Origin of the sequence: Vibrio chagasii, assembly GCA_041879415.1 — a bacterium.
Lineage (GTDB): Bacteria > Pseudomonadota > Gammaproteobacteria > Enterobacterales > Vibrionaceae > Vibrio.
Map to the genome: position 1 here is coordinate 1,852,581 of CP090851.1, position 14,165 is coordinate 1,866,745.

Sequence of the window (14,165 nt, forward strand, 5' to 3'; positions counted from 1 at the left end):
AAATATAGCCTTTAAGCTTTAGTATCAGCAGCGACCTGCTTTGATTGCTTATTGAGTTGCTTCTTCAAGCGATGAATTTTCAGCTGAGATCGCATGTGCATGTTACCAAAGACTAACCAAGCAAAAGCAAAGCCTGAAATGAAGACAATACCCAATAGGCTGGAGAGGTGGAAATCACCTTGCGCTAGCAGGTAGTTAAAATTCACGATAGTTTGGTTTTGAGAGCCTAAAGCCAGTGCAATTAGGAAAAGTGCGATAACGGCGACTATTTTTATAATTTTCATAGTTCATCACTCATTGGTTGGTTAGCTGTACGATTATGCAGGAAAATTACTAATCAGACCACCATATTATGGTCATAAAAAAGCGGCATACATTATAGTATGCCGCTTTTCATAATTCCGATAAGTAGACTACATTCCTGTGTTTACTCGTTCACGTAGCTCTTTGCCTGGTTTGAAGTGAGGAACGTATTTACCTTCTAACTCTACCTTGTCACCAGTCTTTGGGTTACGTCCAACACGAGGCTCACGATAATGCAGAGAAAAGCTGCCAAAACCGCGAATTTCGATTCGATCACCACTTTCTAGTGTTGAAGCCATATGCTCTAAAATATCTTTTACAGCGTCTTCAATTTCTTTTGCAGAAAGATGCGTTTGCTCAGCGCACAGTCTTTCAATCAATTCAGACTTAGTCATAGTTACCCTCGTTGGTTTTCTTTTTAGAAATTATAGACCTATCGGAAAAATAAGCAAAAAAAAAGGAGCCTTACGGCTCCTTTCTTAGCGAAAAGTTAAATTATTCGCCTTTAGCAGCTTTGAATGCGTCTGCCATTGCGTTACCGAACGCGCCTTCTTCAGACTTGTTCAGTGAAGCCATTGCTTCTTGCTCATCAGCTTCATCTTTAGCTTTGATAGATAGGTTGATTACGCGGTTCTTACGGTCTACACCTGTGAACTTAGCTTCAACGCTGTCACCAACGCTTAGGATTAGAGATGCATCTTCGATACGATCGCGAGATACTTCAGAAGCGCGGATGTAACCTTCAACGCCTTCGATTAGCTCGATAGTAGCGCCTTTCGCGTCAACTGCAGTAACAGTACCGTTTACAAGAACACCTTTCTTGTTGTCAGCAACGTATGCGTTGAACGGGTCGTTTTCCATTTGCTTAACGCCAAGAGAAATACGCTCACGCTCTGCATCTACTGCTAGAACAACTGCTGAGATTTCGTCGCCTTTCTTGTACTCACGTACAGCGTCTTCGCCAGCAACATTCCAAGAAATGTCAGATAGGTGTACTAGACCGTCGATACCGCCTTCTAGACCGATGAAGATACCAAAGTCAGTGATAGACTTGATCTTACCAGTAACTTTGTCGCCCTTAGCTTGCATTTCTGCAAATGACTGCCATGGGTTAGCTTTACACTGTTTCAGACCTAGAGAGATACGACGACGTTCTTCGTCGATATCAAGAACCATAACCTCAACTTCGTCGCCAACATTAACAACTTTAGAAGGGTGGATGTTCTTGTTAGTCCAATCCATTTCAGAAACGTGTACTAGACCTTCAACGCCTTCTTCGATTTCAACGAAGCAGCCGTAGTCAGTTAGGTTAGTAACACGACCAGAAAGCTTGTGACCTTCTGGGTAACGCTTAGCGATTGCTACCCATGGATCTTCGCCTAGTTGCTTAAGACCTAGTGAAACACGAGTGCGCTCACGGTCGAACTTAAGAACTTTAACTAGGATTTCGTCACCAACGTTAACGATCTCTGATGGGTGCTTAACGCGCTTCCAAGCCATATCTGTGATATGTAGAAGACCGTCAACACCGCCAAGGTCAACGAATGCACCGTAGTCAGTAAGGTTCTTAACGATACCTTTAACTTCAGTACCTTCTTGTAGAGTCTCAAGAAGTTCGTCACGCTCAACACTGTTTTCAGATTCGATAACAGCACGACGAGAAACAACAACGTTGTTACGCTTCTGGTCTAGCTTGATTACTTTGAACTCTAGCTCTTTGTTTTCTAGGTGAGCAGTGTCACGGATAGGACGTACGTCTACTAGAGAACCTGGAAGGAAAGCACGGATACCGTTTAGTTCAACAGTGAAACCGCCTTTAACTTTACCGTTGATGATACCAACAACAGTTTCAGCTTCTTCGCAAGCTTTCTCAAGAACGATCCAAGCTTCGTGACGCTTAGCTTTCTCACGAGAAAGTTGAGTCTCACCGAAACCATCTTCAACAGCGTCTAGAGCTACGTCTACTTCAGCGCCAACTTCAACTTCAAGTTCGCCAGCAGCGTTCTTGAACTGTTCAGCAGGGATAGCAGATTCAGACTTAAGACCAGCGTCAACAAGAACGAAACCGTTCTCGATAGCTACTACAGTACCTTTAACGATGCTGCCTTGTTGGAATTCTGTTTCGTTTAGAAACTCTTCAAAGAGTTGAGCAAAAGATTCAGTCATTATTTAATCTTCAATAATTAAACGTCCATGGGTATCCTACCGCATGGGGTTGATAAATTCGCCGGTCATCATCCTTGCGACCAACGTTCTTGCCAGCCGGGCAGAATTACCCAGCTAGTTTCGATTCAATATAGTGTAGTGCTTTTTCTACTACCTGCTCAATATTCATTGAGGTGGAATCAAGCACTAGAGCATCCTCTGCAGGGCGAAGTGGCGCCACTGGGCGATTACGATCTCGGTCGTCTCGCTCTTGGATCTCGCTCAAAAGGTCGTCAAATTTAACATCTAACCCCTTCTGTTGCAACTGTTTAAGGCGGCGAGTCGCACGCTCTTCTGCACTTGCATCTAAAAATATTTTTGCTTCTGCTTCAGGGAAGACAACGGTTCCCATATCGCGACCATCAGCCACCAAACCTGGCGCTGCGCTGAATGCACGCTGACGACGAAGTAGTGCTTCACGTACGCGAGGTAATGCAGCAACTTTTGAAGCCGCCATGCCAGTCTCTTCTTTACGAAGTTCACCCGACACATCTTCACCTTCTAGGATAACCTTAACTAGGTCGCCTTCAGCAATAAACTGAACGTCTAAATGAGTTGCAAGAGGAACTAAAGCGTCTTCCGATTCAGTATCTACACCGTGATGAATTGCTGCTAAAGCCAGTACGCGATAGATCGCACCTGAATCTAGAAGATGAAAGCCTAGCTTATCTGCTAGTAACATACACAGGGTACCTTTACCTGCACCACTTGGTCCATCAACCGTAATCACTGGGCTTTGAGAAGGCATCTTTTACTCCACGTTTAGTCGTAAGTTTTATTCTGTACTAGCGAGTCGCCACTACTTTATAGGCGGCATATTATAGAGAAAAATTGGAAGTCGAGCGAGGTAAATCTCAGATAATTCCAAGATGATGATGCATTCGATAATGCAACTGGCCTAATATCAATCACCTGATGCTAATAAGGCTTTCTATTGGCAGTAAATCGGCATAAAAAAGCCTCGCACGAGCGAGGCTAAGTATATTTGTTACTTCAAGCAAGTTTAACCAATGATGGCGCGTACTGCTTCCAAGTCTTCTGGAGTATCAACCCCTGCAGCGGGCGCTTCAACAGCAACATCTACGTGAATCTTCTCACCGTACCAAAGTACGCGAAGTTGCTCTAGGCACTCAATACGCTCTAGGGTGCTTGGTTCCCAGTTGATGTAGGTATTGATGAAACCCGCTCGGTAAGCGTAAATACCAATATGACGAAGCAACGGAGATTCTGCAGCAGTACCGTTATTAGCGTAAGCGTCGCGATCCCAAGGAATCGTTGCACGGCTAAAGTACAGTGCATAACCGTCTTTATCCGTTACTACTTTTACAGCATTAGGGTTAAACACCTCATCAACGTGAGAGATTTCTACACCAAGTGTGGCCATCGGTGCTGTGCTGTTTGCTAGGTTATTTGCTACCTGATTAATAATCGCAGGTGGAATAAGTGGCTCATCCCCTTGTACGTTCACAATAATGTGGTCATCAGGGATGTTCATCACTTCAATCACTTCAGCTAGGCGTTCAGTACCAGACTCGTGATTCGGTGACGTCATACACACAGTCGCACCAAATGCTTTCGCAGCCTTTTCAACGCGAGCATCATCGGTTGCGATAATAACGTTATCAGCCCCCGCTTTCATTGACTGTTCGTATACCCATTGAATCATCGGTTTGCCGCCAATGTCAGCCAAAGGCTTACCTGGCAAACGGCTCGATTGATATCTTGCTGGTATAACTACCGTGTAAGACATTACTTGCCCTCATCCATTGAAAGAGTACGAGCTTCAGGTTCAAGAAGAACAGGAATACCCTCTTTAATTGGGTAAGCTAGGCGATCGATTTTACAAACAAGCTCTTGCTTATCCTTGTCAAAAGTTAGTTTACCTTTACATACAGGGCAAGCAACGATCTCAAGCAGACGGTGATCCATAGTATTCCATAACCTCTTTTATTCTTTTTAAAATTTGCTGTTGCGCTTCTTCATCGAACTGCGCAGAAACTGGAAGATACCACCAGTTGTCTTGAGCATATTCTTCACATTTTACAGCGTCTTTTTCTGTCATAATTATATTCATACCTTTCTTTGCTAAGGCATGAAGTTCATCTTTATCAAAATCCTGATGATCGGCGAAACCTTGTGTGTAAATCACATCACCATCAAGATCGTCTAATGTTTTGAAAAAGCGTGGCGGGTGCCCTATTCCAGCAAAAGCCACCAGCTTTGATAATTCTGAAACTGGCTTTTTCTGACCAGTCTTCAGATTAACGGCTTCACTCGGCGCCAAAGACATTGAGAACTCTCGCCCTTGTGCCTTTCCTCCATTGTTAATCAAGAAATCTACGTCAGCCAAACGTGATACTGGCTCTCGTAACGGGCCTAATGGAATCAGACTCTCGTTACCAAAACGCCTTACACCGTCGATAACTGAAAACTCAATATCACGCTCAAGCGCATAATGCTGCAAACCATCATCAGTAATAATGACATTCACGCCTTGATTCAATAAAGCCTTTACCGCATTCGCTCTTACTGGGTCAACCGCTACTGGCGCGCCCGTTCGCTTGCGAATCAAGCGGGGTTCATCACCCGAGTGTTCAGCAGGCGTGTTATCGTCTAAAACTAAAGGGTAACTCGGCGCTTTTGCACCGTAGCCACGAGAAACCACACCGGGGTTAAAACCGTTGGCTTGAAGCATCTCAACCAGCCAAATCACAACGGGGGTTTTACCATTGCCACCAGCGGTAATGTTACCAACAACAATTACTGGTAAAGGTGGTCGATAAGTTTCTTTCTTTCCAGATAGATAAGCATCACGTCGCTGCCCACTGATCATTTTGAACAGCAGACTCAATGGCCACAATAGCGGCCAAAGAAGATATTTTAACGAGTGATTGTTAAACCAAATCTTTTCGATCACAACAAAGACCTAATCTTATCCGCTGAACTGAATTCGATGCAGTTGAGCATAGGCACCATCATGAGCGATTAGCTCTGCGTGAGGGCCTCTTTCTACAATCTGACCATCATCAACCACTAAGATTTCATCAGCTTGTTCGATCGTCGATAGTCGGTGAGCAATAACCAACACAGTTTTATCTTTTTGCAGTTCTTCTAATGCAGATTGAATCGCTCTTTCTGACTCAGTATCCAGCGCAGACGTCGCCTCATCAAGAATCAGAACTGGCGCGTCTCTCAACAGTGCTCGCGCGATCGCGATACGTTGTCTTTGACCACCAGACAAACTCGCACCGTTTTCACCCACTACAGTATCAATACCATTTTCCATGCCTTCGATGAATTCAGTCGCATGAGCAAGTTTAGCAGCATGTTCGATCTGCTCGCGGGAGTACTTCTCTTCCGCAGCATAAGCGATATTGTTCGCAACGGTGTCATTGAATAGGTGTACGTTTTGAGAAACCAGAGCAAAGTGCTCACGCAAGTTTTTCAGTTCGTAATCACGAATGTCATGGCCATCCAGTTCAATAGAACCAGAGTCTACGTCATAGAAGCGAGTAAATAGGTTAGCAATGGTACTCTTACCTGAGCCCGAACGCCCAACAAGTGCAACCGTCTTACCTTTAGGTATATTAAAGCTCACATTATCCAATGCAGGCTTCTCGGCGCCTTCGTAAGTAAAGGTCACGTCTTTTACTGCAACATCACCACCGACAGTTTCAGGTTTCAAAGTACCTTTGTTCTGCTCGGTGTCTAAGTCCATTAAGCCAAACAGTGTCGTACTTGCAGCCATACCACGTTGGAATTCAGAGGTTACGTTAGTTAATGCTTTTAGTGGACGCATTAGGCCAAACATTGCTGAGAACACCACCGTAAACGTACCCGGCGTTAGCTCAGCCTTAATTGAATCAACGCTTGCCAAGACAAGTACAACAACAATTGCAACCGATGCAATCATCTGAATGATCGGGTTAGCGGCCGCTTGAGCTGTTACTAGCTTCATGCTCTGTTGACGCATCTGGTTACTTACTTTATCAAAGCGATGCTTTTCTAAATCCTGACCGCCGTAAGTAAGCACCACTTTGTGCCCTTTCAGCATTTGTTCTGCTGAAGAAGCAACGTGGCCCATGCTGGTTTGCATGTTTTTAGAAATCTTTCTGAATCGCTTCGATACTATGCTGATTGCCCAAGCTACAAGTGGAGCAACCGCAAATAGAACCAAAGATAACTGCCAGCTGTTCCAGAACATCAAGGTTAACAAACCAATGATGCTTGCACCTTCACGAACAATACTCACCAGTGCTTTACTGGTTGCTGCAGAAACTTGCTCTGAATCGTAGGTGATTCGAGACAGCAGCGCACCCGTCTGCTCTTTATCAAAGAAAGAGACTGGCATGTGCATAAAGTGACTGAATATTTTACGGCGGATTTCCATCACCACATTGCCAGAAACCCAGCTCAAGCAATAGGTAGATACGAAACCGCTGACGCCACGAATGAACATCATGGCAAAGATAATAAGAGGGAGTGTGCGCAGGAAATCAGATTCTGCACTACCAAAGCCTTCATCAAGTAATGGCTTTAGCAAAGAAATCATGTAGGTATCAGAGACGGCATTTATAATAAGCGCAATAACCGCAACACCAAGGCCAGCCTTATATAGTCGAATATAAGTCCAAAGTCGTTTAAATGTGACCCAGGTAGTTTCATCTGTTTGTGTTGACATAAAATCGCTTAATTTTCTCACAATAATCTATCTATTCTACTCCCTTACGAAGCATCTGCCTATACCACTGCCGCCCTTGTTCCTCTCTAATCGTATGATAATGCCAACCTTCTTGGTCAATAGTGATGGTTATTTGTCCACTTTCACCAGTATCAAGCCAGGCACTTCCACTTTGTAGGTAACGTTGAATGACAGACTCACTTGGCATCCCCCATTGATTACCTTTTGCCAACGAAGCAATCGCTAACTTTGGTGAAACTGCTTCTATGAAAGGTGTAATAGATGAAGTGTCACTGCCATGATGAGGCACGAGCATGACATCGCTTTTTAGCTGTTCGCCTTCCCGAGCAAGTAACCACTCACTCACAAGTTCAATATCACCCGTGAGCAACATCGAAAAGCCCGAACCTGGTTCAATAATCCGTATGACACAAGAGTGTGGGTTATACGCCCTATTCACTACTTTTGGCGGCCACAACACCTCGAACTGCAAGCTCTGCCATTCCCACACCTCACCTAACGTACATGCTTGAACAACTGAGCTCATTTGATGATTCAAACTTTGGCTAGCTCTTATCCATTCAGGCTGATAGTTCTCAAGCAATGCAGGGTAACCGCCAGCGTGATCAGAATCGAAATGGCTAATGATCACTCCTTGAATTTCATCAATACCTCTTTGCGATAAAGTAGGAATCAATAGTGACTCGACCATCGACCCTCCCGGCCACGCGTTACCTAAATCGTACACCACCACGTGACTGTTCTTTTCAAGGATGATAGACAAGCCATGCCCTACATCCAAAACATCAATAGTTAACCTGTCCTGTTTAACTTTGCCAAACTCCCACCACAACAGGAATACAGAAATGATGACAACAGCTGCTCCATGTTTAATGTATCGAGCAATAAAACCGAAGAATAAGATAAGAAAAACGAGCAGCACGGTTACGTGATTATCTACCTGAATCCAAAACTGTTCAGAAAAAGACAAGCTAAACACCAAGGGTTCAAGTGATAAATCAACCAGTCTCCATAACTGAGTAGAGAAATGAGCCATTGATTCGTTGTCCCCAATTACTGATTCAGCTATCAAACTTAGAAACATCGACAAAAACAGCAAAGGTATCGTCACCATTGATACCCAAGGCAATAGCAGCAAATTATAGACAACCGAGACCAAGCTAACGCCTTTGAAAAACAACATCGAAAAGGGCGCAATTAACAAGGTCAGCATGACCTGTATTTTGATGAGCTTTAGCATTCGTTCAGTAAAGGTAGAATTTGAAGAAGAGACATTAGTATTGAACGCAATGTAGAGAACCGCCCCCAATGTGCCAAAAGATAGCCAGAAGCTACTTGATAACACAGAAAAAGGCCAAATAACGAGAACGATACACAAGCTGATTAAAACACAACGAGCCACGCTGATGCTTTGCCCACGCCACAGAAAGTAACTCGCCACGACACACATCACTAGCGCTCTCAGGGTCGGCAGTGTAAACCCAGCAAACCAACTGTAGAAATAAGCAAAGCCTAAACCAAACACTGTCGGAAACCATAACAACTGAGGAGACAACAAACGCACTAGCTTCCCTACCTGATAACCGATTCCGAAGGCAATACCAATGTGAAGCCCAGAAATCGCCATCAAATGAATCAAGCCACTGCTCTTTAGCAAATCCCAACGCAAAGAAGGAATGAGATCTCGATAGCCGAAACTCAAAGCGACTATTAGGTCGTTATTGTTTAGCAGGCTGAGATTATCAAGACTGCGCTCGAACCACCGAGCACGTAGATGGCTGCTAGAGTAAATTCTATATTTAGTATCCGTTCGATAATTCGCATTTGCCGTAACCCCAGTGCTAAACAGGTGCTTTTCCAAGTCAAAGCCCGCTTCATTAAGCTTCCCAAAAACAGGCTTGATACTGACCGACAAATGAACGTCATCACCCAAAGTGAGCTTGAAAGGCGTAAACAATCGCAATTTTATCAATTGAGGAAAGATTAATTTTTCACCGTCAATTGATCTAACTACTACTACGCTTTCAAAACCATGGCTATTTTCACTAAAAAGACTAACTACTGAGGCATTTATGGTAGTATTCTGCCCTGATTGAAATAAGCGACTTGTTTGGATTTCAATCGCATTCCCTAGGCATACAACGAGTATCAACGCAGTAGCTAGACCTCTTGTATGTCGGAAAACGCTATACTTTATTGATGCGATTAGTAATAACAGCATCAATGGTGCCAAGACCCAATGTGGCATCACAGGCCAGAAGCTGGCAGACACAACTGTCGCAGCAAATGAAATCAAGAACCAAGTGTTAAACAAGAGAGTAGCTTCCTCCTATGCCAAGAAAGTTTATCAAACGATTTATGCCTGACCATGAGCTCATCAAGCGTCAGAAAGCATTAAAAGTTTTTGGCAATGTTTTGTACAACCCCAACTTATGGTGCCTTAATCGTCGCTCCGCGGCCGGCGCGTTCGCTGTTGGGTTATTCATGGCGTTTGTCCCTCTACCAAGCCAAATGATTATGTCTGCAGGCCTAGCCGTTGTGTGCGGTGTTAACTTACCGCTGGCTGTCGCTCTCGTTTGGATCAGTAACCCCGTAACCATGCCCGTCTTGTTCTACTTTGCTTATAAAGTAGGTGCATTCGTTATGCATGTTCCGCCGCAAGCCTTTCACTTCGAACTGTCTTGGGACTTTATCTTGGCGCAAATGAGCACCATCGGACCTCCGTTCCTATTGGGCTGCATGATTTGTGGTGTGATTTCAGCAATGATTGGTTATTTCGGTATTCGTGGCTTATGGCGCTACTCAGTAGTAAGAAGCTGGAAGAAACGACAAGCAAGATAGTGAATCTATACTGACGCGCTCTCCACTTTTAATGGATAGCGACCAAAATCAGACAAGTTATAAGCCATTAGGTGATAGGCATGTAATGGAAGTCTTAGATAATACAGTTTGAATTCAATAAAAAAGGATCCCCAAAGGGATCCTTTTTTGTATCTGTCGAAATAATAGATTGGTTATTTGGAGCTCAACACAGAAGCTGGATTTAACTTCGCAGCTCGCGATGCTGGGTACCATGTCGCCAGCAGACTTAAAGCAATTGCAGTACCTGATACCACAACGACATCCATCATATTCAGTTGTGATGGCAAGAAGTCGACAAAGTAGATATCACCTGACAGGAATTGGTGGTCGATCAGCTTCTCAAGCCCTTTAATAAGAGTGGTCAGATTGAGTGCAACTAAAACGCCTATCGCACTGCCGACCAAGCTACCTAATACGCCTGAGAATACGCCCTGCCAAACAAAGATACGTTTAACTAAGCCATCGGAAGCGCCCATGGTTCTTAAAATTGCGATCTCCGAAGCTCTATCTTTTACCGCCATCATCAATGTCGAGACGATATTGAAACAGGCAACACCAATCACCAGCACCATCACTAAATACATAATAGTGCGAACCAATTGAATATCTCGATATAGGAAGCCGAACTTCTGTTGCCAACTACGCAGGTAAACATACACATCAAGTTGGTTTCCAACCTCGCGGACAATCTCGTTCGCGTTCAGTACATCTGTCACTTTCAAAGAGACACCCGTCACTGCCTCACCCAAGTTCGCGTAAACTTGAGCATCGCCAATCGGAATAAGCGCTAAGCTATGATCAATTTGTCCATTCAGCGTCAGTAAGCCGGCGACTTTGACTCGTACCCGCTTGAGCGCCTGAACCTTAACCGAGCCATTCACTGTTGGGATCATCAAGGTCAAGTAATCACCCACTTGCGCACCAAGCACATTGGCTACACCAGAGCCTAAGATGATCTGCTGCTGTCCTGCTTTGAAATCGCTCCAAACTTGCTTATCAATGAAACTTGATAGACTCGATACCTGTTGCTCAAGCTGTGGGTCAACACCACGTACTTCAATCGCTTTAAGTTCTTTGCCCTTTTCAGCCAGCGCTGTGATTTTCACATAAGGCGCAGCAGCAACAACTTTGTCATTTTTTTCGGACTGCTCTACCACATGCTCCCAGCGAGTTACGGGTTCATTAACCCCTTCAAACTCACCATGGGGAATCACAGACAGCACGCGCGATTCTAGCTCACGCTCAAAACCATTCATGGCTGACAGACCGATAATGATCACCGCTACACCAACCGCAATACCAATCGTCGAAGACAATGAGATGAAAGACACCATCTTGTCTCGCTGTTTAGCACGGCTGAAGCGGCCGCCTATCAATAGAGATAAAGAAGAAAACACTTAGCTCTCCTCTTTTTGTACGTTAACCAACAAACCATCTTGCATGTGCAGTTGGCGGTCCATTTTAGCTGCGAGTTCGCCATCATGGGTCACGACTAAAAAGGCAGTATCGTATTCTCGGTTTAACTCTCGCATTAAGTCATAAATAGAAAGCGCAGTATTGTGGTCAAGGTTACCCGTCGGCTCATCCGCCAGCACAAGAGCTGGCTTGTTGACTAATGCACGGGCAATCGCCACACGCTGTCTTTCGCCACCAGAAAGCTCGGACGGTCGGTGATCAACACGATGGCTTAACCCAACCTTATCAAGTAACAACTGTGCTTCTTGTTTTGCTTTCGCAGGCTTTTCACCGCCTATCAGCAGCGGCATAGCGACGTTTTCTAGTGCAGAAAAGTCGGATAATAAATGATGGAACTGATACACAAAACCAAGATGCTGATTGCGAAGCTTAGCCTGCTTGTTCGAACTCAGTGACGCTAGGTCTTGACCAAGAAAGCTCACGCTCCCCGCAGAAGCATCATCAAGCGCGCCTAAAATGTGCAGGAGCGTACTTTTACCAGAACCAGAAGTACCAATGATAGAAACCAGTTCACCTTTTTCGATCTCAAAGCTGACCCCTTTGAGGACTTCAGTATCCAACGAGCCTTCACGGTACGTTTTACGGATATCATTACATTGAAGAAAATTACTCATAACGAAGGGCCTCAGCAGGTTTCACAGAAGATGCACGGTAAGAAGGGAAAATAGTAGCAATCAAGCTAAGTGCAATAGCAAGTACCACAACAACAGCGATTTGAACTGGGTTAATCAAAATAGGTAACTGACCACCAAACGAGAATAGAGCAACACCCATCGCTTCTAAAATCGGGTTAAGGTTCATTGCCAGAACAACGCCTAGTGCGCCGCCGGATAGTGCGCCAATCACGCCGCTACTTGCCCCCTGAACCATAAAGATGCCCATCACTTGACCATCGGTCATGCCTTGGGTTTTAAGTATCGCGACCTCAGATTGCTTCTCCATCACCACCATAATCAGCGCAGAGATAATATTAAATGCGGCAACCCCGATGATCAGACCAAGCATGAGACCCATCATGTTTTTCTCCATACGAACCGCTTGGAACAGTTCACCGCGTTGGTCGCGCCAATCGCTCCACAACCATCCATCTGGTAAGGGTTGGCTCGATAGTTCCGCGACTTCAAATGGGTCTTCAAAAAACAGGCGCCAACCTGAAATGGTGTCTGACTTATAACGCATCAAACGCCCAGCATCTTGGATATCCGTCACCATAAGTTGAGCATCAATATCCGAGCCCGTATTAAAGATACCGGCTACCGTGAAATTACGTTGGCTAGGAATACGGCCAAGCGGTGTGTACTGGCTTGCGCTGGTCACCATTAGACGAACCTTGTCGCCCATCGATACTTTTAGGTTTCTCGCCAACGTGTGACCAAGAAACAGCTGATATTGCCCTGCTTTAAGTGAAGACAATCGACCAGCAATAAGGTGGTCTTGAAGTGGGTCATCAGAATTGGGTTGGATGCCAATCAAAAGGCCCGCTGACAGTTGCGCAGGGCTCTGAATCACCGCCTCACTGCGAACAATCGGTTCAACATGACCATTAAGCGAAATTTGCTTAGCAAAACCAGGAGGTTGTTCAGAGAGTAGCGTCTTACCGCCTTGCTCATAAACCACTGCCTGAGGGAGAACGCCGAGAATTCGGTCTTTTAATTGCGCTTCGAATCCATTCATTACCGACAAAACAGTAATCAAAGACAGCACACCAATGGTGATACCCGCTGTCGACATATAAGAAACAAAACGGCTAAAGCGATCACCTGAACGGCCTTTCAAATAACGCAGGCCAACAAACATTGAAATAGGATGAAACATACTTTGAACCATCAAAAAGGGATGCGGGTTAATGTAACGGGTATTGCTGTTACTGTGTAGGGGTTAATTGAAAATATAGAGTGAATTAACTCAATTAGTTAGGCCTGAAAAACAGAACCCTGTCAAAACACCAAATTTCAAACAACTATTTGATAGTTTCAATTAACTGACCTTGATTACTGCCGCCACATAGCGATAATCAATAGATCACTTCAAGGAACTAACGCATGACAGAACAAGAGTTTTTCACTGTTCACCACAGTCTTACCGCTAATATAGAACCGATGGAAAGTAACTTCACTTTACCTTCTCAAATTCAGTTCGAATCCGAGATCCCTGCCCCTTTTGTTGTGGCGAGTGAATTTAGCCAACTGGACCTATTAGCCGACAGCGCTCGCGCTGAACTGAAAAACAGCGACTTGAAGAATGTCACCAGTTTATTGGATGCACAGAACTCTAAATTAAACCTGCTGTTGAGCTTTATGTTATCGCAGCAAGATGATGAGAAGTTTCGAACTCACACCTATTCCTTCGGTGCGAGCCAGTTTTCCTGTTTTTCTAAGACAGACATCGAGCCAGGTCGCTTAGTAAAAGCTAAGCTGTTCTTGGAGCACCCTGCCGCTGCCATTTACTGCTACGCGGAAGTGTTTGCAAGCCAGCCTAAAGATTCAGGTTTCGAAATCAACTTCAAATACGCTCATCTTCGCGATACGGACCAAGACCTGCTGATCAAAGCGGCACTTCATCAACAACAGAAACTTTTGCGTCAACGCTCTCTAGACCGAGATAACAAGTAAATTAA

The 14,165-nt window shown here is 44.6% G+C and carries 14 protein-coding genes; 2 read left to right on the forward strand and 12 right to left on the reverse strand.

Annotated features, from left to right (window positions below):
- Positions 1-11 precede the first annotated feature (11 nt).
- The 9 genes from L0991_08240 to L0991_08280 all read right to left on the reverse strand — a co-directional run bounded on the left by L0991_08240 (position 12) and on the right by L0991_08280 (position 9,524).
- On the reverse strand, positions 12-284 hold the full coding sequence (locus L0991_08240; protein XGB61437.1) for a lipopolysaccharide assembly protein LapA domain-containing protein: 273 nt from the start codon (positions 282-284) through the stop codon (positions 12-14).
- A gap of 129 nt (positions 285-413) precedes the next feature.
- Positions 414-698 carry an integration host factor subunit beta gene (gene ihfB / locus L0991_08245; protein ID XGB61438.1) on the reverse strand — a complete coding sequence of 95 codons (285 nt, stop codon included), beginning with the start codon at positions 696-698 and terminating at the stop codon, positions 414-416.
- Between the two features lie 100 nt (positions 699-798).
- A complete protein-coding gene (gene rpsA / locus L0991_08250) occupies positions 799-2,469 on the reverse strand; it encodes a 30S ribosomal protein S1 (GenBank protein ID XGB61439.1) in 1,671 nt (556 codons plus the stop codon).
- Positions 2,470-2,575: 106 nt separating this feature from the next.
- Positions 2,576-3,256 (reverse strand): (d)CMP kinase, encoded by a 681-nt coding sequence (cmk, locus tag L0991_08255; GenBank protein XGB61440.1) that lies wholly within the window; start codon positions 3,254-3,256, stop codon positions 2,576-2,578.
- A 255-nt stretch (positions 3,257-3,511) separates the two neighbouring features.
- Positions 3,512-4,258 carry a 3-deoxy-manno-octulosonate cytidylyltransferase gene (kdsB, locus tag L0991_08260; protein ID XGB61441.1) on the reverse strand — a complete coding sequence of 249 codons (747 nt, stop codon included), beginning with the start codon at positions 4,256-4,258 and terminating at the stop codon, positions 3,512-3,514.
- Entirely contained in the window at positions 4,258-4,437 is a 180-nt protein-coding gene (locus tag L0991_08265; protein XGB61442.1) for a Trm112 family protein, read from the reverse strand. Before L0991_08265 ends, kdsB begins: the two co-directional genes overlap by 1 nt.
- A complete protein-coding gene (lpxK, locus tag L0991_08270; GenBank protein ID XGB61443.1) occupies positions 4,418-5,425 on the reverse strand; it encodes a tetraacyldisaccharide 4'-kinase in 1,008 nt (335 codons plus the stop codon). Before lpxK ends, L0991_08265 begins: the two co-directional genes overlap by 20 nt.
- 15 nt (positions 5,426-5,440) lie before the next feature.
- Positions 5,441-7,189 carry a lipid A ABC transporter ATP-binding protein/permease MsbA gene (gene msbA / locus L0991_08275; GenBank protein ID XGB61444.1) on the reverse strand — a complete coding sequence of 583 codons (1,749 nt, stop codon included), beginning with the start codon at positions 7,187-7,189 and terminating at the stop codon, positions 5,441-5,443.
- 31 nt (positions 7,190-7,220) lie between these two features.
- Positions 7,221-9,524, reverse strand: a complete 2,304-nt coding sequence (locus L0991_08280) for a DNA internalization-related competence protein ComEC/Rec2 (protein XGB61445.1) — start codon at positions 9,522-9,524, stop codon at positions 7,221-7,223.
- 17 nt (positions 9,525-9,541) lie between these two features.
- Between L0991_08280 and L0991_08285 the strand changes: the two genes are divergently transcribed.
- Complete coding sequence (locus L0991_08285; GenBank protein XGB61446.1) at positions 9,542-10,051, forward strand: DUF2062 domain-containing protein; 510 nt, start codon at positions 9,542-9,544, stop codon at positions 10,049-10,051.
- Positions 10,052-10,224: 173 nt separating this feature from the next.
- Here the strand turns inward: L0991_08285 and lolE are convergent, their stop codons facing one another.
- The 3 genes from lolE to lolC are packed head-to-tail and all read right to left on the reverse strand — an operon-like array spanning position 10,225 to position 13,363.
- Complete coding sequence (gene lolE, locus L0991_08290; protein XGB61447.1) at positions 10,225-11,469, reverse strand: lipoprotein-releasing ABC transporter permease subunit LolE; 1,245 nt, start codon at positions 11,467-11,469, stop codon at positions 10,225-10,227.
- Positions 11,470-12,162 (reverse strand): lipoprotein-releasing ABC transporter ATP-binding protein LolD, encoded by a 693-nt coding sequence (lolD, locus tag L0991_08295; GenBank protein XGB61448.1) that lies wholly within the window; start codon positions 12,160-12,162, stop codon positions 11,470-11,472.
- Positions 12,155-13,363: a lipoprotein-releasing ABC transporter permease subunit LolC gene (lolC, locus tag L0991_08300; protein XGB61449.1), complete on the reverse strand. Its 1,209-nt coding sequence runs from the start codon at positions 13,361-13,363 to the stop codon at positions 12,155-12,157. The genes lolD and lolC overlap by 8 nt, the downstream gene beginning before the upstream one ends.
- Before the next feature lie 227 nt (positions 13,364-13,590).
- Here lolC and L0991_08305 point away from each other — a divergent pair, with 227 nt between their 5' ends.
- Complete coding sequence (locus tag L0991_08305) at positions 13,591-14,160, forward strand: PilZ domain-containing protein (protein ID XGB61450.1); 570 nt, start codon at positions 13,591-13,593, stop codon at positions 14,158-14,160.
- The last annotated feature ends 5 nt before the right edge of the window (positions 14,161-14,165 follow it).

Excerpts from the sequence above, each read along its gene's own strand:
- L0991_08240 (XGB61437.1), bottom strand. The coding sequence starts at position 284 with ATGAAAATTATAAAAATAGTCGCCGTTATCGCACTTTTCCTAATTGCA.
- ihfB (XGB61438.1), bottom strand. The coding sequence starts at position 698 with ATGACTAAGTCTGAATTGATTGAAAGACTGTGCGCTGAGCAAACGCAT.
- rpsA (XGB61439.1), bottom strand. The coding sequence starts at position 2,469 with ATGACTGAATCTTTTGCTCAACTCTTTGAAGAGTTTCTAAACGAAACA.
- cmk (XGB61440.1), bottom strand. The coding sequence starts at position 3,256 with ATGCCTTCTCAAAGCCCAGTGATTACGGTTGATGGACCAAGTGGTGCA.
- kdsB (XGB61441.1), bottom strand. The coding sequence starts at position 4,258 with ATGTCTTACACGGTAGTTATACCAGCAAGATATCAATCGAGCCGTTTG.
- L0991_08265 (XGB61442.1), bottom strand. The coding sequence starts at position 4,437 with ATGGATCACCGTCTGCTTGAGATCGTTGCTTGCCCTGTATGTAAAGGT.
- msbA (XGB61444.1), bottom strand. The coding sequence starts at position 7,189 with ATGTCAACACAAACAGATGAAACTACCTGGGTCACATTTAAACGACTT.
- L0991_08285 (XGB61446.1), top strand. The coding sequence starts at position 9,542 with ATGCCAAGAAAGTTTATCAAACGATTTATGCCTGACCATGAGCTCATC.
- lolD (XGB61448.1), bottom strand. The coding sequence starts at position 12,162 with ATGAGTAATTTTCTTCAATGTAATGATATCCGTAAAACGTACCGTGAA.
- lolC (XGB61449.1), bottom strand. The coding sequence starts at position 13,363 with ATGTTTCATCCTATTTCAATGTTTGTTGGCCTGCGTTATTTGAAAGGC.
- L0991_08305 (XGB61450.1), top strand. The coding sequence starts at position 13,591 with ATGACAGAACAAGAGTTTTTCACTGTTCACCACAGTCTTACCGCTAAT.